Origin of the sequence: Pelomonas nitida, assembly GCF_043555975.1 — a bacterium.
Taxonomy (GTDB): domain Bacteria; phylum Pseudomonadota; class Gammaproteobacteria; order Burkholderiales; family Burkholderiaceae_C; genus Pelomonas; species Pelomonas nitida.
On the sequence record NZ_JBIGIA010000001.1, the window covers coordinates 1 to 26,684 of the forward strand.

At 69.2% G+C, this 26,684-nt stretch carries 23 protein-coding genes; 17 read left to right on the forward strand and 6 right to left on the reverse strand.

Annotated elements, in window-relative coordinates; all coding sequences use genetic code 11:
* Positions 1–93: 93 nt before the first annotated feature.
* Together ACG00X_RS00005 and ACG00X_RS00010 are read right to left on the reverse strand one after the other, a co-directional pair.
* A complete protein-coding gene (locus ACG00X_RS00005; RefSeq protein WP_394485705.1) occupies positions 94–639 on the reverse strand; it encodes an alpha/beta hydrolase in 546 nt (181 codons plus the stop codon).
* 11 nt (positions 640–650) lie between these two features.
* Complete coding sequence (locus tag ACG00X_RS00010) at positions 651–1,346, reverse strand: SDR family oxidoreductase (protein WP_394485707.1); 696 nt, start codon at positions 1,344–1,346, stop codon at positions 651–653.
* An 88-nt stretch (positions 1,347–1,434) separates the two neighbouring features.
* Between ACG00X_RS00010 and ACG00X_RS00015 the strand changes: the two genes are divergently transcribed.
* The 4 genes from ACG00X_RS00015 to ACG00X_RS00030 all read left to right on the forward strand — a co-directional run bounded on the left by ACG00X_RS00015 (position 1,435) and on the right by ACG00X_RS00030 (position 5,191).
* On the forward strand, positions 1,435–1,995 hold the full coding sequence (locus ACG00X_RS00015; protein WP_394485709.1) for a TetR/AcrR family transcriptional regulator: 561 nt from the start codon (positions 1,435–1,437) through the stop codon (positions 1,993–1,995).
* A 64-nt stretch (positions 1,996–2,059) separates the two neighbouring features.
* Entirely contained in the window at positions 2,060–4,036 is a 1,977-nt protein-coding gene (locus ACG00X_RS00020; protein WP_394485710.1) for a sensor histidine kinase, read from the forward strand.
* 23 nt (positions 4,037–4,059) lie between these two features.
* Entirely contained in the window at positions 4,060–4,995 is a 936-nt protein-coding gene (gene lpxC / locus ACG00X_RS00025) for a UDP-3-O-acyl-N-acetylglucosamine deacetylase (protein ID WP_394485712.1), read from the forward strand.
* Between the two features lie 10 nt (positions 4,996–5,005).
* Entirely contained in the window at positions 5,006–5,191 is a 186-nt protein-coding gene (locus ACG00X_RS00030) for a hypothetical protein (RefSeq protein ID WP_394485713.1), read from the forward strand.
* A gap of 294 nt (positions 5,192–5,485) precedes the next feature.
* Here ACG00X_RS00030 and ACG00X_RS00035 read toward each other — a convergent pair whose 3' ends face one another.
* Both ACG00X_RS00035 and ACG00X_RS00040 read right to left on the reverse strand, forming a co-directional pair.
* On the reverse strand, positions 5,486–6,973 hold the full coding sequence (locus ACG00X_RS00035; RefSeq protein WP_394485715.1) for a carboxypeptidase M32: 1,488 nt from the start codon (positions 6,971–6,973) through the stop codon (positions 5,486–5,488).
* Positions 6,970–7,467 (reverse strand): YqaA family protein, encoded by a 498-nt coding sequence (locus ACG00X_RS00040; RefSeq protein WP_394485717.1) that lies wholly within the window; start codon positions 7,465–7,467, stop codon positions 6,970–6,972. The genes ACG00X_RS00035 and ACG00X_RS00040 overlap by 4 nt, the downstream gene beginning before the upstream one ends.
* A gap of 60 nt (positions 7,468–7,527) precedes the next feature.
* Here ACG00X_RS00040 and dusB point away from each other — a divergent pair, with 60 nt between their 5' ends.
* The 10 genes from dusB to ruvC all read left to right on the forward strand — a co-directional run bounded on the left by dusB (position 7,528) and on the right by ruvC (position 17,776).
* The gene (gene dusB / locus ACG00X_RS00045) at positions 7,528–8,577 is read left to right on the forward strand and encodes a tRNA dihydrouridine synthase DusB (protein ID WP_394485719.1); all 1,050 of its coding nucleotides are present in this window, start codon (positions 7,528–7,530) and stop codon (positions 8,575–8,577) included.
* A gap of 82 nt (positions 8,578–8,659) precedes the next feature.
* A complete protein-coding gene (locus tag ACG00X_RS00050; protein WP_394485720.1) occupies positions 8,660–8,911 on the forward strand; it encodes a helix-turn-helix domain-containing protein in 252 nt (83 codons plus the stop codon).
* A gap of 16 nt (positions 8,912–8,927) precedes the next feature.
* The gene (locus tag ACG00X_RS00055; protein WP_394485722.1) at positions 8,928–9,302 is read left to right on the forward strand and encodes a hypothetical protein; all 375 of its coding nucleotides are present in this window, start codon (positions 8,928–8,930) and stop codon (positions 9,300–9,302) included.
* Positions 9,303–9,352: 50 nt separating this feature from the next.
* Positions 9,353–10,933, forward strand: a complete 1,581-nt coding sequence (gene purH / locus ACG00X_RS00060) for a bifunctional phosphoribosylaminoimidazolecarboxamide formyltransferase/IMP cyclohydrolase (RefSeq protein ID WP_394485724.1) — start codon at positions 9,353–9,355, stop codon at positions 10,931–10,933.
* A gap of 197 nt (positions 10,934–11,130) precedes the next feature.
* On the forward strand, positions 11,131–12,540 hold the full coding sequence (locus tag ACG00X_RS00065; protein ID WP_394485725.1) for a coniferyl aldehyde dehydrogenase: 1,410 nt from the start codon (positions 11,131–11,133) through the stop codon (positions 12,538–12,540).
* A gap of 4 nt (positions 12,541–12,544) precedes the next feature.
* Positions 12,545–14,152, forward strand: a complete 1,608-nt coding sequence (locus ACG00X_RS00070; protein ID WP_394485726.1) for a GMC family oxidoreductase — start codon at positions 12,545–12,547, stop codon at positions 14,150–14,152.
* 129 nt (positions 14,153–14,281) lie between these two features.
* Entirely contained in the window at positions 14,282–15,217 is a 936-nt protein-coding gene (locus ACG00X_RS00075) for a tetratricopeptide repeat protein (RefSeq protein ID WP_394485728.1), read from the forward strand.
* A gap of 50 nt (positions 15,218–15,267) precedes the next feature.
* A complete protein-coding gene (locus ACG00X_RS00080) occupies positions 15,268–15,918 on the forward strand; it encodes a lysophospholipid acyltransferase family protein (protein WP_394485730.1) in 651 nt (216 codons plus the stop codon).
* On the forward strand, positions 15,918–16,916 hold the full coding sequence (locus ACG00X_RS00085; RefSeq protein WP_394485732.1) for a phosphatidate cytidylyltransferase: 999 nt from the start codon (positions 15,918–15,920) through the stop codon (positions 16,914–16,916). The genes ACG00X_RS00080 and ACG00X_RS00085 overlap by 1 nt, the downstream gene beginning before the upstream one ends.
* A gap of 311 nt (positions 16,917–17,227) precedes the next feature.
* The gene (ruvC, locus tag ACG00X_RS00090) at positions 17,228–17,776 is read left to right on the forward strand and encodes a crossover junction endodeoxyribonuclease RuvC (protein ID WP_394485733.1); all 549 of its coding nucleotides are present in this window, start codon (positions 17,228–17,230) and stop codon (positions 17,774–17,776) included.
* 47 nt (positions 17,777–17,823) lie between these two features.
* Here the strand turns inward: ruvC and ACG00X_RS00095 are convergent, their stop codons facing one another.
* A complete protein-coding gene (locus tag ACG00X_RS00095; RefSeq protein ID WP_394485734.1) occupies positions 17,824–18,303 on the reverse strand; it encodes a PEP-CTERM sorting domain-containing protein in 480 nt (159 codons plus the stop codon).
* A gap of 23 nt (positions 18,304–18,326) precedes the next feature.
* A complete protein-coding gene (locus ACG00X_RS00100; RefSeq protein ID WP_394485736.1) occupies positions 18,327–21,383 on the reverse strand; it encodes an ExeM/NucH family extracellular endonuclease in 3,057 nt (1,018 codons plus the stop codon).
* 105 nt (positions 21,384–21,488) lie between these two features.
* On the opposite strand from ACG00X_RS00100, the gene ACG00X_RS00105 reads away from it, so the two are divergent.
* The 3 genes from ACG00X_RS00105 to ACG00X_RS00115 all read left to right on the forward strand — a co-directional run bounded on the left by ACG00X_RS00105 (position 21,489) and on the right by ACG00X_RS00115 (position 26,677).
* The gene (locus tag ACG00X_RS00105; protein ID WP_394485737.1) at positions 21,489–22,934 is read left to right on the forward strand and encodes a sodium:solute symporter; all 1,446 of its coding nucleotides are present in this window, start codon (positions 21,489–21,491) and stop codon (positions 22,932–22,934) included.
* 97 nt (positions 22,935–23,031) lie between these two features.
* The gene (locus ACG00X_RS00110; RefSeq protein WP_394485740.1) at positions 23,032–24,768 is read left to right on the forward strand and encodes an ABC transporter ATP-binding protein; all 1,737 of its coding nucleotides are present in this window, start codon (positions 23,032–23,034) and stop codon (positions 24,766–24,768) included.
* Positions 24,769–24,895: 127 nt separating this feature from the next.
* On the forward strand, positions 24,896–26,677 hold the full coding sequence (locus ACG00X_RS00115; RefSeq protein ID WP_394485742.1) for an ABC transporter ATP-binding protein: 1,782 nt from the start codon (positions 24,896–24,898) through the stop codon (positions 26,675–26,677).
* The last annotated feature ends 7 nt before the right edge of the window (positions 26,678–26,684 follow it).

The window sequence follows — 26,684 nt, forward strand, 5'->3', positions numbered from 1 at the left end:
CAAGCCCTGGCCGCACTTCGCATCAAGAAACCGACCATCGACACCCAACTGACCCTGCTGTAGTGGCAATTCCGAAGGGCCAGCCTATACGGATCAGGCACTTACGGCGGTTGGTGTCGAACTCGGGATGTCGGCCTGCCACTTGATCATGGGCGTCAGCGACGAAGGACCGGCCAGGTGCGCGCTGCGTGCGACCTGCAGGCCGTCGGCGAAGGCCAGCAGGGCTGCCGCAGAGCCCATCGAATGGCCGACGACGCCATGCACGGGGCCGCAGTCCGCCGCCATGGCCCGCAACGCCCGCGCCGCATGCACCACGCTGGCGGCCTGGCCGCCCGAATCGCCGTGGGCGGGCAAGTCGAACAGCGTGGCGGAAAAGCCGGCCTCCACCAGCGCCTGGGCGATGTCGAGCAGATGCGCGCCGCGGCTGTTCCAGCCGTGGACCAGCAGCACGCGCGGGCCGGTGCCGAGCGTCCAGCGGGCCAGCTTCAGGCCTTCGTGTCGCAGCGGCGGTTCGGCGGCGCCGGCCAGCGCAGCCTCCTCGTGCGGGGTCATCGGGACTCGCTCAGGCGTCGAGAACGCGTGGCGTGCGGCGGCCAGCCGATGGTCGGCCGACGTGGGCGGGGGTAGGGCGGCGTCCACGGCGTCGCTCGTCAGCGCACATAGGCCGGCGTGGCGCTCGACAGGCTGGCCTTGACCTGCCGGCTGATGTCGTCGGCCAGCACTTCGGCGGCGCCCTCCTGCACGGCGGCCAGCGCGGCCTGGGCGACCGCGTCGGGCGAGGTCTTGGGGGCGTCGATGCCGCGCGTCATGTCCGTGTCCATGTAGCCCACGTGCAGGCTGGTCACCTGGGTGCCCTGCTCGCGCAATTCGCCGCGCAAGGCGTTGCTCACGGCCCAGGCCGCCGCCTTGCTGGCGCTGTAGCCGGCCGTGCCGGGCAAGGACACCCAGGTCAGCGCAGACAGTACATTCAGCACCGCACCGCCGCCGTTGGCGCGGAGCACGGGTGCGAAGGCCTGGCTGAGCTGCCACAGGCCGAAGACGTTGGTGTCGAAGCTGCGGCGCGCGGCCGCGATCGCGTCGGCGCCGAGCACCGGCGCGTTCAGCGAGATGCCGGCGTTGTTGACGAGCAAGGTCACATCGCCGCAGCGTGCCGCCGCTTCGGCGACCTGCGCGGCGTCGGTGACGTCCAGCGCGACGGGGACGACGCCCGGCAGCGTGACGCTGGCGGGGTCGCGCGCGGCGGCATAGACCTTGGCCGCGCCGGCCGCGAGGGCGGCCCGGGCGAAAGCCAGGCCGAGGCCGCGATTGGCCCCGCTGATGAAGACGACGGCATTGCGCAACTGCATGGTGCTCTCCTTTTCATGTCGACTGACATGATTGAGATAAATGTCGGTCAACATATAAAATTCGTCAAGTCCCTTGTTGGAGCGCACCATGAAGGTCACCCGCGAACAGGCCGAAGCCAACCGTGAACGCATCCTCGACAACGCCGGCCGTCTCTTCCGGGAGCGTGGCTTCGACGGCATTGGGCTGAACGACCTCATGCAGGCTGCCGGGCTGACGCGCGGTGGCTTTTACGGTCACTTCGAGTCCAAGGAAGATCTGGCCGCGCAGGCCAGCCGCCAGGCGCTGGCGAGCCATCGGGAGGCCTGGCAGGCGCGCCCCGACCGGAGCCTGGGTGATTGGGTGGCCGCCTATCTGTCGGATGCGCATCGGGACGGGCGTGGCCAGGGCTGCGGGCTCGCGGCACTCGCGGGCGATGCAGCCCGCAGCGGCCCCGCCGTGCAGGCGGCCTTCGCGCAAGGGGTGCGCGGCATCGTCGCCGAGCTGGAGCCGCAGATGCCTGCCGCGGACGCCGAGCATCAGCGCGCGCAGGCCCTGGGGATGCTGTCGACGCTGGTGGGAGCGCTGGTGCTGTCACGTGCGGTGGGCGATGACCCGTTGTCCCGCGAGTTGCGCGACGCAGCGCGCCAGCTTCTGCCTGTCGGCGGCTGAAAGGTCGTTCTGACCGCTTCGGCGGTCGGCGCAGACCGGGGGGGCTGTGGCATGCTCGCGCCCCATGTTGATGCGCGGAAAACCTGGCCGGTTGCGGGCGGGGGCCTTGTGGTGCCTGGGTTGGGTGCTGCTGGGCGCCAGCCTGGTGGCACAGGCACAGGCGCAGCGGCTGCCGCAGCCAAGCGCGGCGGGCGCTGATGATGCCGCCCCTGCGATGCTGGCCACCTCGACCTGGACCCGCGCGCAGTTGGAGACGTGGTGGGACACCTTGCGCCGGCACACCGTGGCGGGCGGCGCGTCGCTGGATGTGCCGGCCGAGTTGCTGCCCCCGGAGACCGACAGCGACTGGCAGCCGGTCATGCTGCCGGATGTGCGCGAACGTCCCGGCGCCTCGGTCGTCAGCGATGCGGGCAGCTTCGAGATGCGCTGGTACCGCGTCCACGTGCCGGCGGACGACGCCGTCATGGCGCTGTACGTGCCGCGCCTCGTGACGCTGTCCGCAGCGGTGCTGGTGCGCACACCTCAGGGTTGGCAGTTGCTGCTAGACAACCAGCACGTGGAACGTCGGCAATGGGTGGAGCCACTGTGGCTGTCGCTGCCGGGCCGGTCAGAGACGGGCATGGATCTCATCGTCGCCGCGCCGGTGCCGGCGGGCAGCTATCACGCCGTCTCGCGCATCTGGGTGGGGCCGCGCGACCAGCTCGAGCGGCGCTGGCTGTGGCGCGAGCGCATGCAGAGCGACCTGCCGCAGGCCGTCAGCTTCACGCTGGCGGTGTTGGGCCTGTTCTCGTTGACGTTGTGGCTGCGCCGCCCCGGCGAGGCGATCTACGCGCTGTTCGCGCTCGGCGCCCTGGCCTGGATGGTGCGCAACCTGCACTACTACGTCAGCCTGCCGGTGGCGCCGTTGGCCCAGGACTGGTTCTGGTGGGCCACGCATGCGTCGCTCGGCTGGGTCATGCTGACCGCGCTGCTGTTCACGCTGCGCTTCACCGAGCGGCGCTGGCCGTGGGTGGAGCGGGTGCTGACCACGAGCGTGGGGCTGATCAGCCTGGTCAGCATGCCGATGTGGCTGCGCCAGGTCGACATGGTGGTGTTGCAGTACGCCGTCACGGCGGCCATCGCGGCCGGCGGCGTCGGCTGGGTGTGCTGGCTGGCCTGGCGCGAGCGGCGCAGCGAGCTGAGCCTGATGGCGCTGGCCCTCGTGCTGGGTGTGGGGCTGGGCGTGCATGACCTCGCCGTGCTCGCAGGCTGGGCCTGGCCCGAGCACTTCTTCGTGATGCCGTTCGCGACGCTGGCGGTGATGCTGAGCTTCCTGCACGCCATCCAGTGCCGCTACGTCGTCACCGTGGCGCAGGTGCAGGCGCAAAACAGCCAGCTGCAGGAAGACCTGGACGAGCAGATCTCGGTGCTGCAGGTGCAGAACGCGCAGCTGCGCGAGGCCGAGCGCCAGCAGGCGCTGCTGCTGGAGCGCCAGCGCATCATGGCCGACATGCACGACGGGTTGGGCTCCTCGCTGCTGTCGGCGCTGGTGGCGGTGGAGCAGGGCAACATGGCCCATGAAAAGGTTGTGGAAGTGCTGCGCGAATGCGTGGACGACTTGCGCCTGGTCATCGACTCGCTGGAGCCCGTGGGGCACGACCTGGTGTCGCTGCTCGCCACGATGCGCTACCGCTTGGGCAAGCGGCTGCAGACCGGCGGCCTCAAGCTCGACTGGGACGTGCAAGACCTGCCCCCGCTGGACTGGCTGGAGCCGCCCGACGCGTTGCACGTGCTGCGCCTGATGCAGGAAGCGCTCAACAACGTGCTCAAGCATGCGCGCGCCAGCCGCGTGCGGCTGGTCACGCGGCATCACGGCAGCTATGTGGAGATCCGCGTCGAGGACGACGGTGCCGGCTTCGACCTGCAGTCCGTCCAGCACGGCCGCGGCCTCAAGAGCCAGATCAAGCGGGCCCAGCGCCTGGGCGGCAAGCTGCGCATCGACTCCGCACCCGGCATGGGTACACGGCTGACGTTGCGATTGCCCGTCGAGCGCAAGGCCTAAACACCATCCTCGACAATCGCCCCATGGTCAAGCAACGCACCCTCAAGTCGATCACGCGCGCCGTCGGCGTGGGCATCCACAGCGGACAAAAAGTCGAACTGACCCTGCGCCCGGCGCCCATCGACACCGGCATCGTCTTCCGCCGTGTGGACCTGTGCCCGCCGGTGGACATTCCCGTGGGCGTGATGTCTGTCAGCGACACGCGCATGGCGACGACCATCAGCCCGGCGGGCGACCCCGGTGCGCCGAAGGTGCAGACCATCGAGCATCTGCTGTCGGCCTGCGCCGGCCTGGGGCTGGACAACCTGTACGTGGACATCAACGCCGACGAGGTGCCCGTGCTCGACGGCTCGGCCGCCAGCTTCGTCTTCCTGCTGCAGTCGGCCGGCATCGCGATGCAGGATGCGCCCAAGCGTTTCCTGAAGGTCAAGAAGCCCATCGAAGTGCGGCAGGGCGAGGGCAAGAAGCTGATGTGGGCGCGGCTGGAGCCGCACCACGGCTACACGCTGAGCTTCGAGATCGAGTTCGACAACCCGGCGGTCGCGGCCACCGGCAGCCAGTTCGTGTTCGACATGGGCTCCGGGCTCTACAAGAAAGAGATCGCCCGCGCGCGCACCTTCGGCATGACGGCCGACATCGACCTGATGCGCTCGCGCGGCCTCACGCTCGGCGGTTCGATGGACAACGCCATCGTCGTGGACGACTACCGCGTGCTGAACGCCGACGGCCTGCGCTACGACGACGAGTTCGTGAAGCACAAGATCCTCGACGCGATCGGCGACATGCAGGTCGCGGGCATGCCGCTGCTGGCTGCTTACACCTCGTTCAAGGGCGGTCACGCGCTGAACAACAAGCTGCTGCGCGCGCTGCTGGCCGACGAGGATGCCTTCGAGATCGTCACCTTCGACGATGCCAAGGCGGCTCCCAAGGGCTTCGCTGAGCTGGCACCGGCCTGGTGAGCGAGCCGCGATGCTGATCGCCCGTCTCGTTATCGGCCTGCTGCTGTTTTCCGCCGTGCTCTGCTTTGCGCTGTCCATCGCCACCGGGCAGCGGCGCTGGCGCCAACTGGGCATCGTCATCGTCAAATGGACGCTGATCGCCGGCTTGGCGTTCTTCGGCGTGCTGATCCTCGAACGATTGGCGCTGTTGCTGTGAAGCCGTTCACGCCAAGGGCCGGTAACCCTGGGCTCACGGGGATGCCGATCGGCCCGGCTGTGCGCAGAATGGCGGCACGGTTGATCGCTGAAGAGTGACAGCCCAGCCCGTCGAAAAGCAAGGCATCGGGCGCCGCGCGCGGAGATGGCCGGGGGGCCGGGGAAGCGCGATGGACTGCACAAGTCCGTTCGACCGAACTTGGGCCGCTCCCGCAGGAGCGGCCCTATTTTTTTGTTCGCCCGCCGCCGTGTGGCCGGCTCAAATGGCTGCGGTCGACGGCGCCGTGTCAGCGCGTCAGGCGCCCAGGTAACGCTTGCGCAGGTGCGCTTCGAAGTGCGCCGGGTTCAGCGCCTCGCCACTCGCGCGGCGCACCAGCTCCGGTGTCTCCCAACGGCTGGCTTCCTGCCAGACGTGGGTTTGCAGCCAGTCGAACACGCCGGCCAGTTCGCCGCGCGCGATGCGGGCGTCCAGGTCGGGCCGCTGGGCGCGCATCGTCGCGAACCATTGCGCCGCGTACATGGCCCCCAGCGTGTAGCAGGGGAAGTAGCCGAACAGGCCGGCGGGCCAGTGCACGTCCTGCATCGGCCCGTCCTTGAAGTTGCCGCGCGTGTCCAGTCCCAGCAACTCGGCCATCTTGGCGTCCCACAGTGCCGGAATGTCGTCGACCTCGGCGTCGCCCTCGATCAAGGCACGTTCGATGTCGAAGCGCAGCAGGATGTGGGCGGGGTAGGTCACCTCGTCGGCATCCACGCGGATGTAGCCGGGTTGCACGCGCGTCAGCAGCTTGTGCAGGTTGCCGGGCTCGAAGGCGGGCTGGTCGCCGAAATGCTTCACGAGCAGCGGCGCCAGCAGGCCGGCGAAGGCGGGGTGGCTGCCCAGCTGCATCTCGAACGACAGGCTCTGGCTTTCGTGGATGCCCATCGAACGCGCGCGTGCGATGGGCTGGCCGAGCAGTTCGCGCGGCAGGCCCTGCTCGTAGCGGCCATGCCCGGTCTCATGGATGACGCCCATCAGCGCCGGCAGGAAATTGTCCTCGCGGTAGCGCGTGGTCATGCGCACGTCTTCGGGCACACCGCCGCAGAACGGATGGGTGCTCTCGTCGAGGCGGCCTGCCGCGAAGTCAAAGCGCATCAGCCGCATCGCGTCCAGGCCCAGTGCCTTCTGCGCGGCGGTGGGGAAGGGGCCGACGGGCTCGATGACCGCCTCGCTGGCCTGCTTCGTCGTCACGTCGCGGATCAGCCCCGGCAGCCATTGGCGCAAGGGGGCGAAGGCCTGTTGCACGTCGGCCGAGCGCATGCCGGGCTCGTACTGGTCCAGCAGCGCGTCGTACTTGCTCAGCCCCGCGCTCTGAGACAGCAGCTCGGCCTCCTCGCGCGCGATCTTCAGCACGTCGCGCAGGTTGGGCGCGAAACCGGCCCAGTCGTTGGCCGGACGCTGTGTGCGCCAGGCGTGTTCGCAGCGGTTGTTGGCCAGGCTCTTGGCTTCCACGAGCGCTTGCGGCAGCGCATTGGCGGCGCGCCAGGCTCGCCGGATCTCGCGCAGATTGGCGCGCTGTTCTTCGTTCAGCGGTTCGGCGGCGGCGGCGTCCAGCAACCCGGCGAGGGCCGGGTCGGTGGCCAGCTGATGCAGCAGGCCGTCCATCTCGGCCAGCGCCAGGCTGCGGGCCTCATTGCCGTTGGCGGGCATGTTGGCGGCCTGGTCCCATTGGGCGATGGACTGCAGGTGCGCCAGGCGGTAGTGGCGCAACTGGCGAGTGGCGAGGTCTTGGTAAGCAGAGGTCATGACAGCCAACTTTCAGGAACGAGCCACAGCAGCGCGGCGGTGTAGAAGACGAAGCGCAGGAACTTGCCGACCGCCATGTAGCCCACGCAGGGCCAGAACGGTAGCTTGAGCCAGCCGGCAACGGCGCACAGCGGGTCGCCAACGATGGGCAGCCAGCTCAACAGGCAGGCCTTGGGGCCGAAGCGCTGAAGCCACTGGACGGCTCGCGAGTGTCGGGGCTCCTGGTGGCGGACGGCTTCCACGGCTTTTTCTGCGCCATAGCCCATCCACCAGCTGACCATGCCGCCGAGCGTGTTGCCGGCGGTTGCCACGAGGATGGCGGGCCAGAACATGGCCGGGTCGGCCTTGACGACCAGGAACACCGCAGGCTCCGAGCCCAGTGGCAGCAGCGTTGCGGAAACGAAGGTGACGACGAAGATCGCGACCAGCCCGACCTGCGGCAAGGCGAGGGCGGCCAGCAGGTCGTGAACGAATTGACCAAGCCAAACTTCCATGGGGTGATTGTCACGGCGGCCGGCTCGCTACAATCCCGCCTCTTTTTTGAGCAGACACGCGTGCAACTCGGCCCCCACCTCCTCCCCAACCGGCTCTTCGTGGCGCCGATGGCCGGGGTGACCGACAGGCCGTTCCGCCAGTTGTGCCGGCGGCTGGGTGCGGGCTACGCAGTCAGCGAGATGGTCACGTCGCGCCGCGAGCTCTGGGGCAGCCTCAAGACGTCCCGACGGGCCGACCACGCGGGCGAGCCTGGCCCCATCGCGGTGCAGATCGCCGGCACGGATGCGGCCATGATGGCCGAGGCTGCGGCCTACAACATCGACCGCGGCGCGCAGATCATCGACATCAACATGGGCTGCCCGGCCAAGAAGGTCTGCAACAAGTGGGCCGGCTCGGCGCTGATGCGCAACGAGGCGTTGGCGCTGGAGATTGTCGACGCCGTCGTTGCGGTGGGGGCGCCGCGCGGCGTGCCCGTGACGCTGAAGATGCGCACCGGCTGGAGCCTGGAGGAGCGCAATGCGCTGCGCCTGGCGCGCCAGTTCGAGGCGGCGGGCATTGCCATGCTCACCATCCACGGCCGCACGCGCGAGCAGGGCTACAAGGGCTTTGCGGAGTACGACACCATCGCGGCCGTGAAGGCGGCGCTGGGCATTCCCGTCGTCGCCAACGGCGACATCGACTCGCCCGAGAAGGCGCGCGATGTGCTGGCCTACACCCAGGCCGACGCCTTGATGATCGGCCGCGCCGCGCAGGGGCGGCCCTGGATCTTTCGTGAAGTGGCCCATTTTTTGGCGACGGGAGAACACCTGGCGGCACCGACCATCACCGAGGCGCGCGATGTGCTGACCGAACATCTGCATGACCACTACGGCCTGTACGGCGAGCTCAGCGGTGTGCGCAGCGCCCGCAAGCACATCGGCTGGGCCGTGCGCGGCCTGCCTGGCGGCGAAGCCTTCCGCCAGCACATGAACACCCTGGAGCGCTGCGACGAGCAGGTGCAGGCGCTCCGCGACTGGTTCGACGAACTCGGCCAGACGCACGACCGGCTGCCGCCCGCCGCGGCCGCCAACGACGAAGAGACGCCGGCCGAAGAAGCCTGCGCCGCCTGACATGGCGCATCCCCTTGCCCAGCGCTGCCCGCCAGATTGGGAGCGGCCCAGCGCTCGGCCCGACAGTGAATAGAGATTTGATATGAGCGCCCAGAAGACCCCCCCGCCCAATCCCATCGACGCCTGCGTGCGCGACAACCTCGAAGCCTTCTTCCGTGACCTCGACGGCCAGGAGCCCCACTCGATGCACGAGATGCTCGTCAAGCTGGTCGAGAAGCCGCTGTTCGAGATCGTCATGCGCGAAGCCGGCGGCAACCAAAGCAAGGCCGCGCAATGGCTGGGCATCAACCGCAACACGTTGCGTCGCAAGCTCGACGACCACGGCTTGCTCTGACCTGCACGGAAAACCTATGGGCCTGCTCGCGTCCTTCAGTGAGTTCCTTGAAGACAGCTTCGGCGTCCTGCGTCGGCTCAGCGCGCGGCTGGAGGTGGTCGAGCAGAACGAGCAGCTGTGCGTCATTCAGGGCGACCGCCGCCGGGTGGTGTTGAACCTTGAGCGCCGCATCGCCGATGTCGGCTCGGCCGGCCGGCTGCCGTTCGCCCAGTTCGGCTCGGTGGAGGTCGAGTACTTCCATGACGAGGACCGCGGCACGTTCTGGCGCGTCAGCCTCATCACCCGGCTGCGCGGGCGCCTGGAGGTCGGCAGCAGCACCATCGACGTCGACGCGTCCATCGCGGCGGCCACCTTGGCACGCCACCTCGGCTGTCCCGTGAAATCGTTCTGAACCGCGCGTCGCCGAGCCCCTATTCAAGACTATTTCGCCTTGCCCACACCATGACCCAACTCACCGCACTCCTCTCCGTCTCCGACAAGACCGGCATCCTCGAATTCGCTCGCGGCCTGCACGCGCTGGGCGCCAAGCTGCTGTCCACCGGGGGCACGGCCAAGCTGCTGGCCGACAACGGCCTGCCCGTCACCGAGGTGGCCGAGCACACCGGCTTCCCAGAAATGATGGACGGCCGCGTGAAGACGCTGCACCCCAAGATCCACGGTGGCCTGCTGGCGCGCAGCGACCTGCCCGAGCATGTGGCAGCGATGAACCAACACGGCATCACGCGCATCGACATCCTGGCCGTCAACCTCTACCCGTTCGAGGCAACGGTGGCCAAGCCCGGTTGCACGCTGGAAGACGCCATCGAGAACATCGACATCGGCGGCCCGGCCATGGTGCGCAGCGCGGCCAAGAACTGGGGTGACGTGACGGTGCTGACCGACGCGGCCCAGTACGCCGCCGTGCTCGACGAACTGCAGACCCAAGGCAAGACCAGCGACAAGACCCGCTTCGCGTGTTCCGTCGCCGCGTTCAACCGCATCGCGCAGTACGACGCCGCCATCAGCAACTACCTGTCGACGCTGAACGAGGACGGCAGCAAGGCCGAATACCCCGCGCAGATGAACTCGACCTTCGTGAAGGTGCAAGACCTGCGCTACGGCGAGAACTCGCACCAGACCGCCGCGCTCTACCGCGACCTGTTCCCGGCGCCTGGTTCGCTGGTCACGGGCAAGCAACTGCAGGGCAAGGAGCTGTCGTACAACAACATCGCCGACGCCGATGCGGCCTGGGAATGCGTGAAGAGCTTTGACGTGCCCGCCTGTGTCATCGTCAAGCATGCCAACCCCTGCGGCGTGGCCGTGGGCGTGAATCCGGCCGAGGCCTACAGCAAGGCCTTCAAGACCGACCCGACGAGCGCCTTTGGCGGCATCATCGCCTTCAACCGCGAGGTGGATGGCGCGGCCGCTCAGTTGGTCAGCAAGCAGTTCGTCGAAGTGCTGATGGCGCCGTCGTTCAGCGCCGAAGCGCTGGAGGTCTTCAAGAGCAAGGTCAACGTGCGCCTGCTGCAGATCGCGCTGCCGGCGGGTGGTGCCCGCCCCTGGGACCAGGGGCGCAACGCGCAGGACGTCAAGCGCGTCGGCTCGGGCCTGCTGGTGCAGACGGCCGACAACCACTTCCTGAAGCGTGAAGACCTCAAGGTCGTCACGGCGCTCAAGCCCACCGAGCAGCAGCTCGACGACCTGATGTTCGCCTGGACCGTCGCCCAGTACGTGAAGAGCAACGCCATCGTCTTCTGCGGTGGCGGCATGACGCTGGGCGTCGGCGCCGGCCAGATGAGCCGCCTGGACTCGGCCCGCATCGCGTCCATCAAGGCCCAGCACGCCGGCCTGACGCTGACCGGCTCGGCCGTGGCCAGCGACGCCTTCTTCCCGTTCCGTGATGGCCTGGACGTGCTGGCCGATGCCGGCGCCAGCTGCGTCATCCAGCCGGGTGGCTCGATGCGCGACGACGAAGTGATTGCCGCCGCCAACGAGCGCGGCATCGCGATGGTGCTGACGGGCGTGCGCCACTTCCGGCATTGATGCGCCCCTCGTCCGGTCTGGCCTGCTGAACGCGGGCCAGACCAGCTGGTCTTGCAGAGCTACGTGACCCAGGACGGCCGAGATCTTTGTCGCCTGCGCGACTAGACGCAATGCTCTAGTCCAGGGCCGGCCCCCATGCCGGCGCCTGCACTTGCGGTTAGCCTTCTGCGATTCGACCAAGAACCGGAGACGAGCCCATGGACATCGCCCTGCAGGAACGCCTGCACCTGGCGCTGACGACGCAACGCCGCGCCTTTGAGGCGGAGCGCATGCCGACGCTCGAGGTGCGCCGCGACCGACTGGCGCGGCTGCTGAAGATGACGCGCGACCACGGCGAGGCGCTGGCCGCCGCCATGGCGCAGGACTTCGGCCACCGCGCGCGCCAGGAGTCGTTGCTGGCCGACCTGTTCACCGTCGAGTCCGCCGCCCGCCATGCCATCAAGCATCTGCGCGGCTGGATGAAGACCCGGCGCGTGGCCACGCCGCTGCACTTCCTGCCCGGCCACAACGTGCTGATGCGTCAGCCGCTGGGCGTGATCGGCGTCGTGGCGCCCTGGAACTACCCGTACTACCTGGCCATGGCGCCCGCCGTCGCCGCGCTGGCGGCCGGCAACCGGGTGCTGATCAAGCCCTCGGAGCTGACGCCGGCCACCAGCGAGCTGATGGCGCGGCTGGTCGCCGAGCATTTCAAGCCCGAGGAGATGCACGTCGTCACCGGCGATGCCGATGTCGGCAAGGCCTTCACGGCATTGCCGTTCGACCATCTGTTCTTCACCGGCTCCACGGCGGTGGGCCGCCATGTGGCGCAGGCGGCGGCCCGGAACCTGACACCCGTGACGCTGGAGTTGGGCGGCAAGTCGCCGGCCATCGTGGACCGCAGTGCCGACCTGGCGCTCACCGCGTCTCGGCTGGCCTTCGGCAAGTGCTTCAACGCCGGGCAGACCTGTGTGGCGCCCGACTACCTGCTGGTGCCGCGCGAGATGGCGGAGCCGCTGGCGCAGCGCATCCTGGCCGAGATGCGCCGCATGTACCCGCGCATTGCCGGCAATGCCGACTACACGAGCATCGCGGCGCCGCGCCACCTGGCCCGGCTGCAGGGCCTGCTGGACGATGCCCAGGCGCGCGGTGCGCGCGTTCTGCGCAGCCACGACGAGGTGCCCGCCGACCGCCGCCTGGTGCCGGCGCTGCTGCTGGACGTGCCGGCCGACGCTGCCGTCATGCGGGAGGAGATCTTCGGCCCGCTGCTGCCGGTGGTGCCGTACGACCGCGTCGACGACGCGCTGGCCCACATCAACGCGGGCGAGCGGCCGCTGGCGCTGTACTGGTTCGGCAGCGACAGCGCGGCGCGCGACCAGGTCATGCAGCAGACCCACGCCGGCGGCGTCACCGTCAACGACTGCCTGTGGCACCTGGGCCAGGAGGAGCAACCCTTCGGCGGCGTGGGCGCAAGCGGCATGGGCGCCTATCACGGCGAATGGGGATTTCGCACCTTCAGCAAGGAGAAGCCGCTGTTCATCCAGTCGCGCTGGGCGGGCACGAAGCTGTTCCAGCCGCCCTACGGCGCCACGTTCGAGCGCCTGCTGGGCCTGCTGAAGAAGATCGTCTGACGCCATGGGCGACACCTCGCGCTTCGACGAGGCGCACGACGTCATCGTCATCGGCGGCGGCTCGTCCGGCTCGGCGCTGGCCGGCCGGCTGAGCGAAGACGACGGCTGCCAGGTGCTGGTGCTGGAGGCCGGCGCCGACGTGCACAACTGGCTGGGTAGCGTGCCCACCGCCGCCGTGCTGATGGTGCCCAGCCATCTGCACAACTACGCCTTCGAGACCGTGCCGCAGCCGGGCCTGAACGGCCGCCGCGGCTATGTGCCGCGCGGCCGCATGCTGGGCGGGTCGTCGGGCATCAATGCCATGGTCTACACGCGCGGCCAGCCCGAGGACTACGACGGGTGGGCGGCCCTTGGCAACGCCGGCTGGGGCTGGGCCGACGTGCTGCCGTTCTTCGTCAGGAGCGAGGGCAATGACAGCTTCGGCGCGCCGCTGCACGGCCGTGACGGCCCGCTCAAGGTGAGCCGCCTGCGCACCGACAACCCGCTGCACGACGCCTGGCTGGCCGCCGGGCGCGAGGCCGGCCATGTCGTCACCGACGACTTCAACGGCGCGTCGCAGGAAGGCATCGGCATCTACCAGGTCACGCAGGACCGGGGAGAGCGCTGCAGCGCGGCGCGCGCCTATCTGCGGCCGCATCTGCAGCGGCCCAACCTGCGCGTGACCGTGCAGGCGCAGGTGCAGCGCGTGTTGTTCGACGGCCGCCGCGCCGTGGGTGTGGAAGTGAAGGTGGCGGGCCGCCTGCGCCGCCTGCAGGCGCGCCGCGAGGTGGTGCTGGCGGCCGGTGCCATCCAGTCGCCGCAGTTGCTGATGCTGTCCGGCGTGGGGAACGCCGCCGAGCTGCAGCGGCTGGGCATCCCCGTGCTGCATCACCTGCCCGGCGTGGGCGCGAATCTGCAGGATCACCCGGACTTCGTGTTCGGCATGCAGACGCGCAGCCCGCATGCCTTTGGCCTGTCGCTGCGTGGCGGCTGGGCGTTCTGGCGGGCCCTGCGGCGTTACCGGGCCGAACGCCGTGGTCCGTTGACCAGCAACTTCGCCGAAGGCGGCGGCTTCCTGCGCAGCAGCGCCGCGCAGCCGCGGCCGGATGTGCAACTGCACTTCGTTGTCGCCGGCGTTGAAGACCATGCCCGCACGCTGCGCTGGGGTCATGGGCTGTCATGCCATATGTGCCTGCTGCGGCCCAAGAGCCGCGGCACGCTGACACTGGCCAGCCCCGATGTAGGCGCGGCGCCGTTGATCGACCCTGCGTTCTTCCAGCACGCGGACGACCTGGCGCAGATGGTGGACGGCTTCAAGCTGACCCGCCAGTTGCTGCAACAGCCGGCGCTGCGCGCCCATTGGCAGCGCGAGCTGTGGAGCACCGAGACCGGCAGCGATGCCGACATCGAGGCGCTGCTGCGCGCGCGCACCGACACCATCTACCACCCGGTAGGCACCTGCCGGATGGGCCATGACGACATGGCCGTGGTGGACGCCCAGCTCCGGGTGCACGGCCTGCAGGGGCTGCGCGTGGTGGATGCGTCCATCATGCCCACGCTGGTGAGCGGCAACACCAACGCGCCGGCCATGATGATCGGTGAGAAGGCCGCGCAGATCATGCGCGCGGGGTGAGCCGCTGCTTGGCCTGCGTCGCCGTCCTACACGTAAAGCCTTGAAACCTGACAGGCCGCCGCCAACTCAGGGGCGCAAACTCTGTCGTGTCACCGCGCCCGTGCGCGGGCAAGGTTTGAGGAGAACGAGATGAAGTCCCCCCGATTCCTGTTGGTCTGCCTGGCGCTGCTGTCCACGCTGTGGATGGGCGTGGCCCATGCGCTGCCGACGGTTGACCAGGTGCAGGCCGCCGCCAAGAGTGGCGATTACGCTGGCGCCGAGAAGATGGTGCGCGAGGTCGTGGCGGCCCGGCCCGACAGCGCGCGTGCCCACTACGTGCTGGCCGAGATCCTGGCCCACGAACGCAAGTTCGACGAAGCGGCCGAGCACACGCGCCGCGCCCGGGCGCTGGACCCCGCCATCAAGTTCACCGATGCGGCCAAGTTCAACGCGTTCGAGCAGTTGCTGCAGCGTGAGCAGGTGTCGGCCGCCAAGCCCGTGGCGCCGACGCCGCTCGAACCGTCTCCGGCCCCTCGCGCCGCACCCGTGCCGCGCGCCGAGCCAGCTGCCGTGAGCGGCGGCGGCAGCAGCGGTGGCGGCGTGCCCGTCTGGCTGCTGGCCGTGGGCGCCATCGCCTTCATCGCCATGGCGGCGAGCTGGATGCGCCGTCGCACGGCGGCACAGGCGCAACCCGTCATGCAGGGCGGCTATGCGCCGGCCGGCTATGGCGCGGGCGGTTACGGCGCCGGTGGCTACGGCGTGCCGCAGCAGCCCACGTCGGGCGGCCGGGGCATGTTGGGCGTGGGCCTGGGTGTGGCCGGCGGTGTGGCGGCCGGCATGCTGGCCGAGCGGCTGCTGCACGGCGGCGACCATGGCGACCGTGGCAGCCTGCCGTCCAACGCCGATGCCGGCAGCCACGCGGGCGGCCTGCTGCCCGGCGCCTTCGGTGGCGGGGGCGATACGGGGGCGGCCGACGAGCTCACGCGGCGTGACATCGACTTCGGCAGCGGCGATGGCTGGGGCGGCGGTGGCAGCAGCGACGCCGGCGGTGGTGACTTCGGTGGCGGCGGCAGCGACGACTGGTAACCCGGAACGGTGGGGCGGATGAGGCGGGGCAGCCCACGATAATCCACCCCATGACGCCAGCCGCCTTCACCGGCCAGTTGCTCGCCTTCATCGCCCGTCTCATCACGGGCGCGCAGGGACACTGGAAGGGCTGCCCGCCAAAAGCCGAGCAGCGCATCTACATCGCCAACCACCAGAGTCATTTCGACCTCGTCCTGATCTGGGCCGCCTTCCCGCATGAACTGCGGGCGCAGACGCGGGCCATCGCCGCGCGTGACTACTGGACCAAGAGCCCCTTCAAGCGCTGGCTGACGACCGAGGTGTTCAACGCCATCTACGTCAGCCGTACCCGCGCCAACCCGGAGGAAGACCCGCTGGAGCCGCTGGTCGAGGCGCTCGCCAACGGCGACTCGCTGGTGATCTTTCCGGAGGGCACGCGTTCCAGCAAGGGCAACCCGATGCCGTTCAAGAGCGGCATCTATCACCTCGCCCAGCAGTTCCCGCACGTGCAGCTCATCCCGACCTGGATCGACAACGTGCAGCGCGTCATGCCCAAGGGCGAGGTCGTGCCGGTGCCCATCCTGTGCACGGTCACGTTCGGCGCGCCGATCCAGTTGCGCGAGGACGAGAGCAAGGTTGACTTCCTGTGCCGTGCGCGCGAGGCCGTCATGGAGCAGAGGCCCGACCCTAGCGAGGTCGGCCGTCTGTTGGAGGCCGACTGATGCGCTGGCTGAAATCGCTGGCCGCCTCCGAGCAGGTGGCGCTGTTGTTCGTCGTGCTGTTCGGCCTGTTGATGCTGCTGACGGCCGGGCTGTTCCTGAACTCGCTGCGTGAGCGCGAGGACGAAGAGGCGCGCCGCGCCTCCGAGCTGACGTGGGAGCGCGTGCGGCGCGACCTGCGGGCCGCCTGGATCGGCGGCAGCATGTTCTGGGTCGCCTGGATCTCGGGTCCGCTGGGCGCGACGCTGCTGTTCGCGCTGTTCTCGTTCCTGGCGCTGCGCGAGTTCATCACGCTGATGCAGACGCAGCGCAGCGACCATCGCACGCTCATCGTCGCCTTCTTCGTGCTGCTGCCCGTGCAGTACATGATTTGCGGCACCCGCTTCTTCGACCTCTTCACCGTGTTCCTGCCGGTCTACGGCTTCCTCGTGCTGCCCATCGTCAGCGCGCTGGCGGACGACCCGACGCGCTTTCTCGAGCGCAACGCCAAGATCCAGTGGGGTGTGATGGTCTGCGTGTACGGCCTGTCCCATGCGCCTGCGCTGCTGCTGCTGGAGTTCCCGGGCTTCACGGGGCGCGGCGCCTTCCTGCTGTTCTTCCTGGTCATGGTGGTGGCGGCCTCGCAGATCGCGCAGGAGATCGCCACGCGCACGATGCGCCGCCGCCCGGTGGTGCGCCGCATCAGCCGCAGCTTCTCGATGCGCGCCTGGTGGATCGGCACGGCAACCGGCTCGCTCGCGGGCCTGGGGCTGTACTGGATCACGCCGTTCAAGGCCGGCCAGGCGCTGGCGATGGCCTTCGTCACGGCTGCCGCAGCCGGCTTCGGTGGCCTCGTCATGAAGGCGCTGAAGAAGGATGCCGGCGTGCGCTACTGGGGCAACCGCAGCTCCATCACCGGCGCCGTGGGCCTGCTCGACCGCATCGCCGTGCTGTGTTTTGCGGCCCCGGTGTTCTTCCACTCGGCGCGCTGGTATTTCCAGTTGCCGCTGGGGTATCGGTGATGACATGACGCAGCCCCTCGCCCAGTCTGGTCGCGCTGAACGCGGGCCAGCCCAGTCGATCCCCCGAGGGGAGGGCGATGCTCGCCGGATCGACCGGCAAGCACATCGCCTCGCGCGGTCCGGCTCGGGAGCGGCCCGGGGCCCGGCCCGCAGGGGTGGAAAGCTGCCATGAGGATTCTCGGCATCGACCCGGGTTTGCAGACGACCGGTTTTAGTTCCGGCCCGTCGCTGTCGCGACTTCACGAGCGCTGCGCGCTCATGAGCCTGCACAGAAACCTCGCTACCGTCACCACCAGCGGTGATTGGCAGCCATGAGGATTCTCGGCATCGATCCGGGCCTGCAGACGACCGGTTTTGGCGTCATCGACGCCGACGGTCCGCGGCTGGCCTACGTGGCCAGCGGCACCATCAAGACCAGCGGCGTCGCGGTGGGCGATCTGCCGGCGCGGCTGAAGATCCTGTTCGATGGCATTCGTGAGGTGTCGGCGCGCTACCAGCCCCAATGCGCGGCGGTGGAAATCGTTTTCGTCAACGTGAACCCGCAGTCCACGCTGCTGCTGGGCCAGGCCCGTGGCGCGGCGCTGACCGCGCTGGTGTCCACGGACCTGCCCGTCAGCGAGTACACCGCGCTGCAGATGAAGAAGGCCATCGTCGGCCACGGCCATGCCAGCAAAGACCAGATCCAGGCCATGGTGCAGCGCCTGTTGAACCTGCCGGGTGTGCCGGGCAAGGACGCGGCGGATGCGCTGGGCCTGGCCATCATGCATGCGCACGCCAGCGTCAGCTTCGAGGCCATGAGCCGCAGCACGACGCTGACGCGGCGCCAGCATGCGCTGTTCAAGGGAAGCCGCACGTATTGAATGGAAACGGCCCGCCGAGGCGGGCCGTTCAAACGACGCAGGGTCTCTCAGGCCTGGCGGCGGCGGGCGACAAAGCCCACGGTGCCCAGGCCGGCCAGCACCAGCGCAAGGCTGGCGGGCTCGGGGACGGCGGAGATACGGTAACCGCCGCTGCTTTCGATGCCGCCAGTCGTTTGGTAGTGCAGGAAGGCGTCGGTCAGATCCATGCTGCCCGAGGTCATGTTCAGCGTCTTGCCCGCATCGGCGTAGCTGTAGGTCAGGCCCAGGAAGACGCCATCCTGGTAGTCGGCAGTGGCACCGGCCGTCAGCGCGTAGCTGGTGAGCTGGAACGTCAGCGAGAAGTCCGTCAGGGACAGGCTCTCGAAGCCGCTACCGGCCAGCACCGAGGTGTCCACGTCGTAGCTGCCGAAGAACGTCTCGGTGGTCAGCGGACCGGCGTCGATGGTGCCGCTGAAGTTGACCGTGGCAGCCTGAGCCGAGGCGGCGATCAGGGCGGCGGCGGCGATGAGCAGGGGACGGAATTTCATGGTTTTGTTGTCCTTGCGTTGACTCAGAACTTGAACGAGGCGTTGCTGATCGCGGAGCAGAGCACACCCTTGAGCTTGACCACGGGGCGGGAGGCCGCGCTGCCGGCGGAACCGTCGGGGTCGTAGCCGATCAGCGCGCCGTCGCTCTGGGCGGTGCAGGTGACGTGACCGGTGGCCAACGGATCGGCGCTGGTGATGCCGACGTTCTTCAACAGGGCCGTGAACACCAGCGTGTCCTTGCCGGGCACAAAGTCCGTGACGGTGTCCAGGCCATCGGAGCCGGTGCGATACACGAACTGGTTGCGGCCACCCTTGCCGGTGATCGTGTCGCGGCCCAGGCCGCCTTCGATGACGTCGTCGCCGTCGGTGCCGGCGATGGTGTCGTTGCCACTGGTGCCAGCGATCGACTTGACCAGATTCAGCCCGATCAGCATCGGATCATGGTCAGACGCGCGGAACGCCGTGGGCTGGTACCAGTCGTTGCCGGCGGCCTTGTCCTTGGTGGTGTAGTCGGTCCACTCGGGTTCGTCGGCGTTGATGTGCCAGCTGGTGGCGCCGGTGACCTTGGGCGCGATGGTGGCGGTGCCCAGGCCGTGGTCCAGCCGGCCCGCGCTGGCGTCGAACACATAGCTGTAGTCGGCCGGGTCGAACTGGCCCACCAGGTCGACGATGCCGGCGCTGGTCAGCACGTGGATGGGGTCTTCCTGCGCATAGGCGTTGAAGTCGCCGATCAGGATGACGTCGTCGGTGCCGGCGGTGGATTTGACCGTTGGCAGCCAGTCCAGCAGGCGCTGGGCCTGCTGCTGGCGCTGCAGGTTCCAGCAGCCTTGCAGATCACCGGTGTCGCCGTTGGCGCCACTGCCGCAGCTGCCCTTGGACTTGAGGTGATTCACGGCCACGGCGAATTTCTCGCCGTTGGGCGCCACGAAGCCCTGGGCGAATGTCGGGCGGTTGTTGATGCTGTGGGTGTCGGCCATGGACGGGCCGATCAGCGCGAGCTTGGCGGGCTTGTAGATCATCGCCACGCGGATCGCGTCCGTGCCCGTGCCGGCGCCGCCGGAGGAGATGAGGGTGGGCAGCGGCACGGCGGCGTAGGTGCCCGCGCCGAGCGTGGCGTTCAGTCCGTCGACGAGGTTCTGCACGGCGAAGTTGCTGGCGTTGTTCTGGATCTCCATCAGGCCGACGACGTCGGCGTTCAGGCCCGACAGCGCCGCCAGGATCTTGGTGCGCTGGCGCGTGAACTCCGTCAGCGAGGTGGCGCCGCGGCAGTCGCTGCAGCTCGGGCTGCCGGCCACGAAGGCGCCGCTGGTGCCGCTGGTGAAGTAGTTCAGCACGTTGGCGCTGGCCACCTTGATGTTGCCGCCCACGGCCGGTGGCGTGACGGGCCGGGCGAGGGGGCGTGCGAAGACGGGCGCTGCGGTCGGATGGATCTTGTAGGCCAGCGAGCCGCTGGTGGAGTCGGTCGACGGGCCGAAGTCGACCACGCCGACCACGCCCTCGACCGTGTCGCCGGCACGCACGGTGCCGTCCTGCCAGAGGTAGGGCGTCGGGTTGGGCAGCTGCAGCGAGCTGCCGTCGTCCAGCACGATGCTGCGTGCCAGGTTGGCCGCCTGCAGCGCGAGCGCGGCGGGGCCCGGCCGCAGCACGTTGGTGGGCGTCAGCGTGCGGCCGCCGGCCGACAGCGTCAGCTGGCCGTAGCTGCCGACGAAGTTGGTCTGATTGACGGTCAGCGGGTCGACGATGCGCACGAGCATGCCCTCGTAGCGCTCCATGTCGGCCTGGGCTGCCAGCGCGGCCAGGCTCACCTCGACGGGCTGCGGCAGCGCGTTGTGGCTGCTGAGCACGGTGACGTTGGACACGCTGCTCAGCTCGGTCAGCGGGGCAGCCTGGCTGGCGGCGCTGGTGGACACCGAGTACTCCTGCACCTTGGCCGTGACGCTGACCTTGTCGCCGACGGCAACGGTCGGCGCCGTGTTCGTGTAGACGAAGATGCCGTCGGAGGTCGTGACGTCGTTGTCGCCGTCAGGGTCCTGCAGGTAGAAGCCGTTGTTCAGCAGCTTGGTGACGACGCCGCGGGCGGTGACGGTGTTGCCGTCCATCAGGCTCCTGGCCCCTGAGCCCTGGATGGCCGGGATCGTGATGGTGCCGCCCACGGTCAGCTTGACGGTGCAGCTCGCGCTCTGGACGGCGTCGTTCTCCCACTTCAGGCCGATGTTGTAGGCGCCGACGGCGACGCTGGCGGCGACGTCGAAGGTCTGCGTCGCGGCGGCGCCGTTCTCTGCGGCGGCAACAAAGCTGCCGAGCAGCACGCCGGCGGGCAGGCTGCCGACGACGGTGACCTTGTCGACCTTGCTGTCTGCGTCGGTCGCGCTGACGGCGAAGCTGCTGGCCGTGCCGGCGGTGGCGGTCTGGTCCGGGCAGTTGGGCACGATGGGCTGGTTGATCGGCGTGCCGTTGCAGCTGAGCGCGGCGCTGGCGCTGTTGCGCGGCGCGGGCGTGCCGGTGGCGAAGTCGGCGGCGTTGTTGTTGGTGTCGGTGCAGCCGTTGCCGGCGCGGAACAGCGCGAGCGAGGTGGAAGCGGCCGGCGCGGCAGCGCTGCCTTCGAAGAAGTTGGCGGTGCCATAGCCCACCAGGTCTTCGATCTGTGCGAGCTGTGCGGCCGAGCAGACCGCGGAGCCACCGTTGCAGGCCAGGCCGGTTGCCACGTTCGCCAGCACCACCTTGCCGGCCGCGCCGGCGAGGTTGAGTGTGCCGGTCGCGTCGGCCGCGGGCAGCGCGGTGCCGCTGGTGGTGCTGGTGAGCTTGACGAGGTAGTAGCCACCCGGGGCGATACTGCCGGACAGTGCAGTCACGCCGTTGCCCGCAAAGTTGCCGGTGCCGGTTGCGCTGGCGTACTGGATGGACCAGCCGCTCAAGCTCACGCTCACCGTGCTGGTGTTGTGCAGCTCGACATAGTCGCTTGCATACACATTGCCATGCGCGCCGTACAGCTGGCTGATGACGACGCCGCTCGTCGAGGCCAGCACGGCGGGCGTGGCGAATGCCGCCGCGAGGAGAGACACCAGGAGCTTGATGCGCATGACTATTTAGTAAGAATTTCGGGAAGCGGCGCGCATCCTATTGACCCTTCATGACGATTTGACCCACCACGTTCATGGGGGGTCTCCTGGCTTCGTATGTTCACCATGTCTCCTGCACTGCTTTTGCTCGGGGTTCTCACTTATTTCGCCCTGCTGCTGGTGCTGGCGCGGTGCGTCTCGCACGGTTCCGGGGCTGAGGGTTTCTACGTGGGAGGCAGGGAAAGTCCCTGGTTGGTTGTTGCGTTAGGCATGGTGGGTACGTCGCTTTCCGGCGTCACCTTCATCAGCGTGCCGGGGTCGGTTGCGGCCAGCGGCTTCAGTTACCTCCAGGTCACGCTGGGCTATGTGGCCGGCTATGTGGCCATTGCCTTCGTGCTGCTGCCGGCCTATCACCGACTAGGGGTGGCCTCCATCTACGAGCTGCTGGGCGAGCGCCTGGGCCCCCCGGCGCGGCGGCTGGGTGCCGGCTACTTCGTGCTGTCGCGCACCGTTGGCGCCACGGCCAGGCTCTACCTTGTCGTGCAGGTGCTGCACTCGCTCATCCTCGGCCCGCTGGGCGTGCCGTTCGTCGCCGGCGCGGCAGTGGTGCTGGCGATGATCCTGCTCTACACGGTGGAGGGCGGCGTGAAGGCGCTGGTGTGGACAGACATGCTGCAGACGGCCGGCATGTTGACCGGCCTGGGAGTCTGCATCGCGCTGCTGTGGCGGCCCGACGCATTTGCTCAGCTGGACGCCGCCGGCCTGAGCCGCGTGTGGGTGACCGACCCGCTGAGCCGCGACTTCTCCGTCAAGGCGCTGCTGGCCGGCATGTTCATCGCCATCGCAATGACGGGGCTGGACCAGGAGATGATGCAGAAGAGCCTGTCGGTGGCGAAGCTGCGCGATGCGCAGAAGAACCTGCTGCTGCTGGCCGGGCTGCTGGTGGTGGTCATCGGCGCCTTCCTGCTGCTGGGCGGTCTGCTGACGCTGTTCGCCCGGGAGCATGGGCTCGCGGCCAAGGGCGACGCGCTGTTCCCCACGGTGGTCATGCAGCATCTGCCGGCCTGGGTGCAGGTGGTGTTCGTGCTGGCGCTGGTGTCGGCGTTGCTGCCCAGTGCCGATGGGGCGCTGACCGCGCTGACAGCCAGCACCTGCCTGGACTTGCTGCGTGTGTCGCGCGACGACGTGCGAACGCGGCGGCGCGTGCATTTCGGTTTTGCGGCGCTGTTTCTGTTGCTGGTGCTGGGCTTCAAGGTGCTGGACAACGCCAGCATGGTGTTCCTGATCCTGAAGCTGGCGGGCTACACCTACGGGCCGCTGCTGGGCCTGTTCGCGTTCGCGATGTTCACGCCGCGACCGGTGTCGGGTCGTGCCCTGGTGGTCATCTGCATCGCCGCCCCCTTGGTGGGTGCCGTGCTGGACTTCGGGCAGCCGTGGGGGGGTTACCAGATCGGGCTGGAGTTGCTGGTGCTCATCGGCTCGCTGACCTGGGCGGGGTTGTGGCTGGTGTCCCGGCGTCCGGCGGCGATCAGACCTGTCTTGGGAGAAATTGGGAACGATTCACCTCGTTAACCTGAAGCGCCTTCCGGTGACGATCCCGGCCTCGCGATACGCTCCCCGCCGCATGTCTGTCTCTGCTGCTTCAGGCCACGCCTTCACACTCACCCGCATGCTCGCTGCCTTTGTGCGCGAGCATTGGCGCGCCTACGGTGCAGCGGGGGCCATGCTCAGCTGCATCGCGGCGATGACCGTCTGGATTCCTCGGCAGGTCGGCCATGTCGTCGACACGCTCGTGGCCGGCGGCCTGCAGGGGCAGGCGCTGATCGGGCAGCTGGGGCTGCTCGTGGCGGCCGGCCTGGTGATCTACCTGCTGCGCGTCGGCTGGCGGCTGCTGCTGTTCAAGGCGGCCTACCAGCTCGGCGCGCGGCTGCGCACACGGTTGTTCGGGCGGCTGGCGCTGCAGGGGCCGGCCTATTTCCAGGGCCAGCGCACGGGTGACCTGATGGCGCTGGCCACCAACGACATCGATGCCGTCGAGCAGGCCGCCGGTGAGGCCATGCTCGCGGGCTTCGACGGCACGCAGACGCTGCTGCTGGTGCTGGCGATGATGACGGTGGCCATCGACTGGCGGCTGGGCCTGGCGGCGCTGCTGCCTTTCCCGTTGATGGGGCTGGCGTTCTGGTGGATCTCCCGGCACCTGCACCAGGCCGCGCAGGATTCGCTGACGCGCTTCGGCGACCTCAACCAGCAGGTACAGGAGAGCCTGGCGGGTGTGCGCACGCTGCGCGCGCTGGGCCTCGTGCACCGCAGCGAGCAGCGTTTCGCCGAGCTGGCGGAGAACGCCGCCGAGGCTGCCTTCCGTTCGCAGCGCTGGGAGGCGGCTTACGAGCCGGCGGTGGGCATGACGCTAGGCCTGGCCACGGCCATCGCGCTGGCCGTGGGGGGCTGGCTGGTCGCGCGGCACGAGATCAGCATCGGCCAGTTGACGGCGTTCACGATGTATCTGGGCCAGTTGATCTGGCCGATGTTCGCCGCCGGCTGGGTGCTGGCGCTGCTGGAGCGCGGCCGGGCGGCCTGGGCGCGGCTGGCGCCGGTGCTGGACGCGCCACTGACGCTCACCGACGAGGGCAGGGCGGCGTTGCCCGCCGGCGCGACGCTGCGGGCCGAAGGGCTGACGTTCAGTTTCCCCGGTGCCGGGGCCAGATCAAGGCCGGCGCTGGATGGCGTGGACCTCACGCTCGCGCCCGGCAAGACGCTGGGCATCGTCGGCGCGACCGGCGCCGGCAAGTCCACGCTCGTGCGCCTGCTGCTGCGCCAGGCCGAGCCCGATGCGGGGCGGCTGACGCTCGGTGGCGTGCCGCTGCCCGAACTGCCGCTGGCCACGCTGCGCGCCCACATCGCCTGGGTGCCGCAGGAGCCCTTCCTGTTCTCGGCAACGGTGGCGGACAACATCGCGCTGGCCAAGCCCGGTGCGACGCCGGCCGACATCGAGGCCGCCGCCCGGCTGGCAGCCGTGCATGACGACATCGCCCGGTTGTCGCAGGGGTACGCCACTGAGGTCGGCGAGCGCGGCGTGACACTGTCCGGCGGCCAGCGGCAGCGCGTCGCCATCGCGCGGGCGCTGCTGGCCGACGCGTCTTTGCTGGTGCTGGACGACGCGCTATCGGCCGTGGACACCGGCACCGAGACGGCCATCCTCGACCATCTGCGCGAGCTGCGCACCGCGCGGCCCGACCGCAGCGTCATCGTCATCGCGCACCGGCTGTCGGCGGTCATGGAGGCCGACGAAGTCATCGTGCTGAAGCAGGGCCGCGTCATCGAGCGCGGTACGCACGCGCAGCTGCTGGCGCTGGGTGGCTGGTATGCCTCGCAATGGCGCTATCAACAGATCGAGGCGACGTTATGAGCCCACCCCCTACCGGCTTCACCGGCCTCCTCAAAGGGGCGCCGCCGACCGCCCGGCAAAGCCGGCTCGGTGGCGGCTGCTGGATGTGTCGCGCGCCTGCGCTCCTGCGCTGGGGAAGGCCTTGATGATGCAAAGAGAGCGCACTTGGCAAGGCGTCGGCCTGCTGCTGGACGCCGCCCGCCCGGAGCGCTCGCACCTGATCCGCGGCGGCCTGTGGCTGCTGCTGGCGGCCGGGCTGGAGGCCGTCGGGCCCATCCTCGGCAAGCGCTACATCGACCATCACCTGCTGCCCGGCCACTACGACATCGGCGCGATGGCGGGGCTGCTTGCGCTGGTGCTGCTGACGGGCTGGGCGTCCACCTGGCTGCGCTACGCGCAGCTGTCGCGCATGGCCGGCGTGGCGCGGCGCTCGGTGCTGCGGCTGCGTGAGCGGGTCTACGCGCATGTGCTGGCGCTGCCCATGGCCTTCTTCGACAAGGCCATCACCGGTCAGCTCGTCAGCCGCGTCACCAACGACACGGAATCCGTCAACCAGCTCTACCGCCAGGTGCTGTATGTGATGCTGGACTCGTCCATCGTCGTCGCCGGCTCGCTGGTCGCCATGGCGTTCCTGGACTGGCGCTTGATGCTGGTCGTCGCCACGCTGGTGCCGGCCATGGTGGTCATCATCCGCGCCTACCAGCGGCTGTCGGCGCCGGCCGTGGCGCGCACGCGGCAGCTGCGCAGCGACATCAACGCGCAGATGGCCGAGAGCATGGCGGGCATGGCCGTGCTGCAGGCGGCCGGCGCGGCGGAGCGGTTCGGCGCGCGCTTCGAGGCGGTGAACGCCCAGCACTGGGAGTCGCGCATCGCCGAGCTGCGCGCCAACGCCTGGCTGCTGCGCCCGGCGCTGGATCTGCTGAACGTGCTGTTGATCGTCACGGTCCTCTACGGATTCGGGCGGCGTGACCTGTCCGGGCCGCTGGGGGCCGTGGAGGTGGGGTTGCTGTATGCCTTCCTGGCCTACATCGCGCGCGTCGTCGAGCCGCTGATCCAGATCACCATGCAGTTCGGCCAGCTGCAGCAGGCCATGGTGGCGGCCTCGCGGGTGAAGGTGCTGCTGGAGGAACACGAGCACCGCGGGCCGCCGCAGGACGGTCAGCCCATCACGCAGGGTGCGCTGCGTGTCGAGGGGCTGGGCTTTGGCTACGACCCTGCGCGGCCGGTGCTGCAGCACATCGACGTGGACATGCCCGCAGGCTCGTTCACCGGTGTCGTCGGCCACACGGGCAGCGGCAAAAGCACCCTGCTGTCGTTGCTGCTGCGCTTCTACACGGCCCAGCAAGGCCGCATCACCGTGGACGGGCAGCCGCTGCAGGCGGTGCCGGACGCGGCCTTCCGGGATGCCGTGGGCCTGGTGCCGCAGGAGCCGTTCCTGTTGTCGGCCAGCGTGCGCGAGAACATCTCGATGGGGCGGGCCGGCATCAGCGACGCGGCCGTCGAGCAGGCGGCTGTCGCGGCGCGCGCGCACGACTTCATCGCCGCACTGCCCCAAGGTTATGACACTCGATTGGGCGAGGGCGGCGCCCGCGTGTCGGCCGGTCAGAAGCAACTGCTGGCCATGGCCCGTGCGCTGGCCGGCGCGCCGCGCCTGTTGTTCCTGGACGAGGCCACCAGCAACGTCGACAGCGAGACCGAGGCACGCATCGGCGAGGCGTTGGCGGCGCTGCATGGCCGGGTGACGGTCATCGCGATCGCCCACCGCTTGTCCACCATCCGCGCAGCCGACCAGATCCTGGTGCTTCACCACGGCCGGCTGGAGGAGCGTGGCTCCCACGAAGCGCTGATGGGGCTGGAGGGCGGTCTGTATCGGCGGCTCGTCGAGTTGCAGACGCTGGAGGAGCGCGAGCTGGATGCCGAGGCGCTTTGACGCCCGG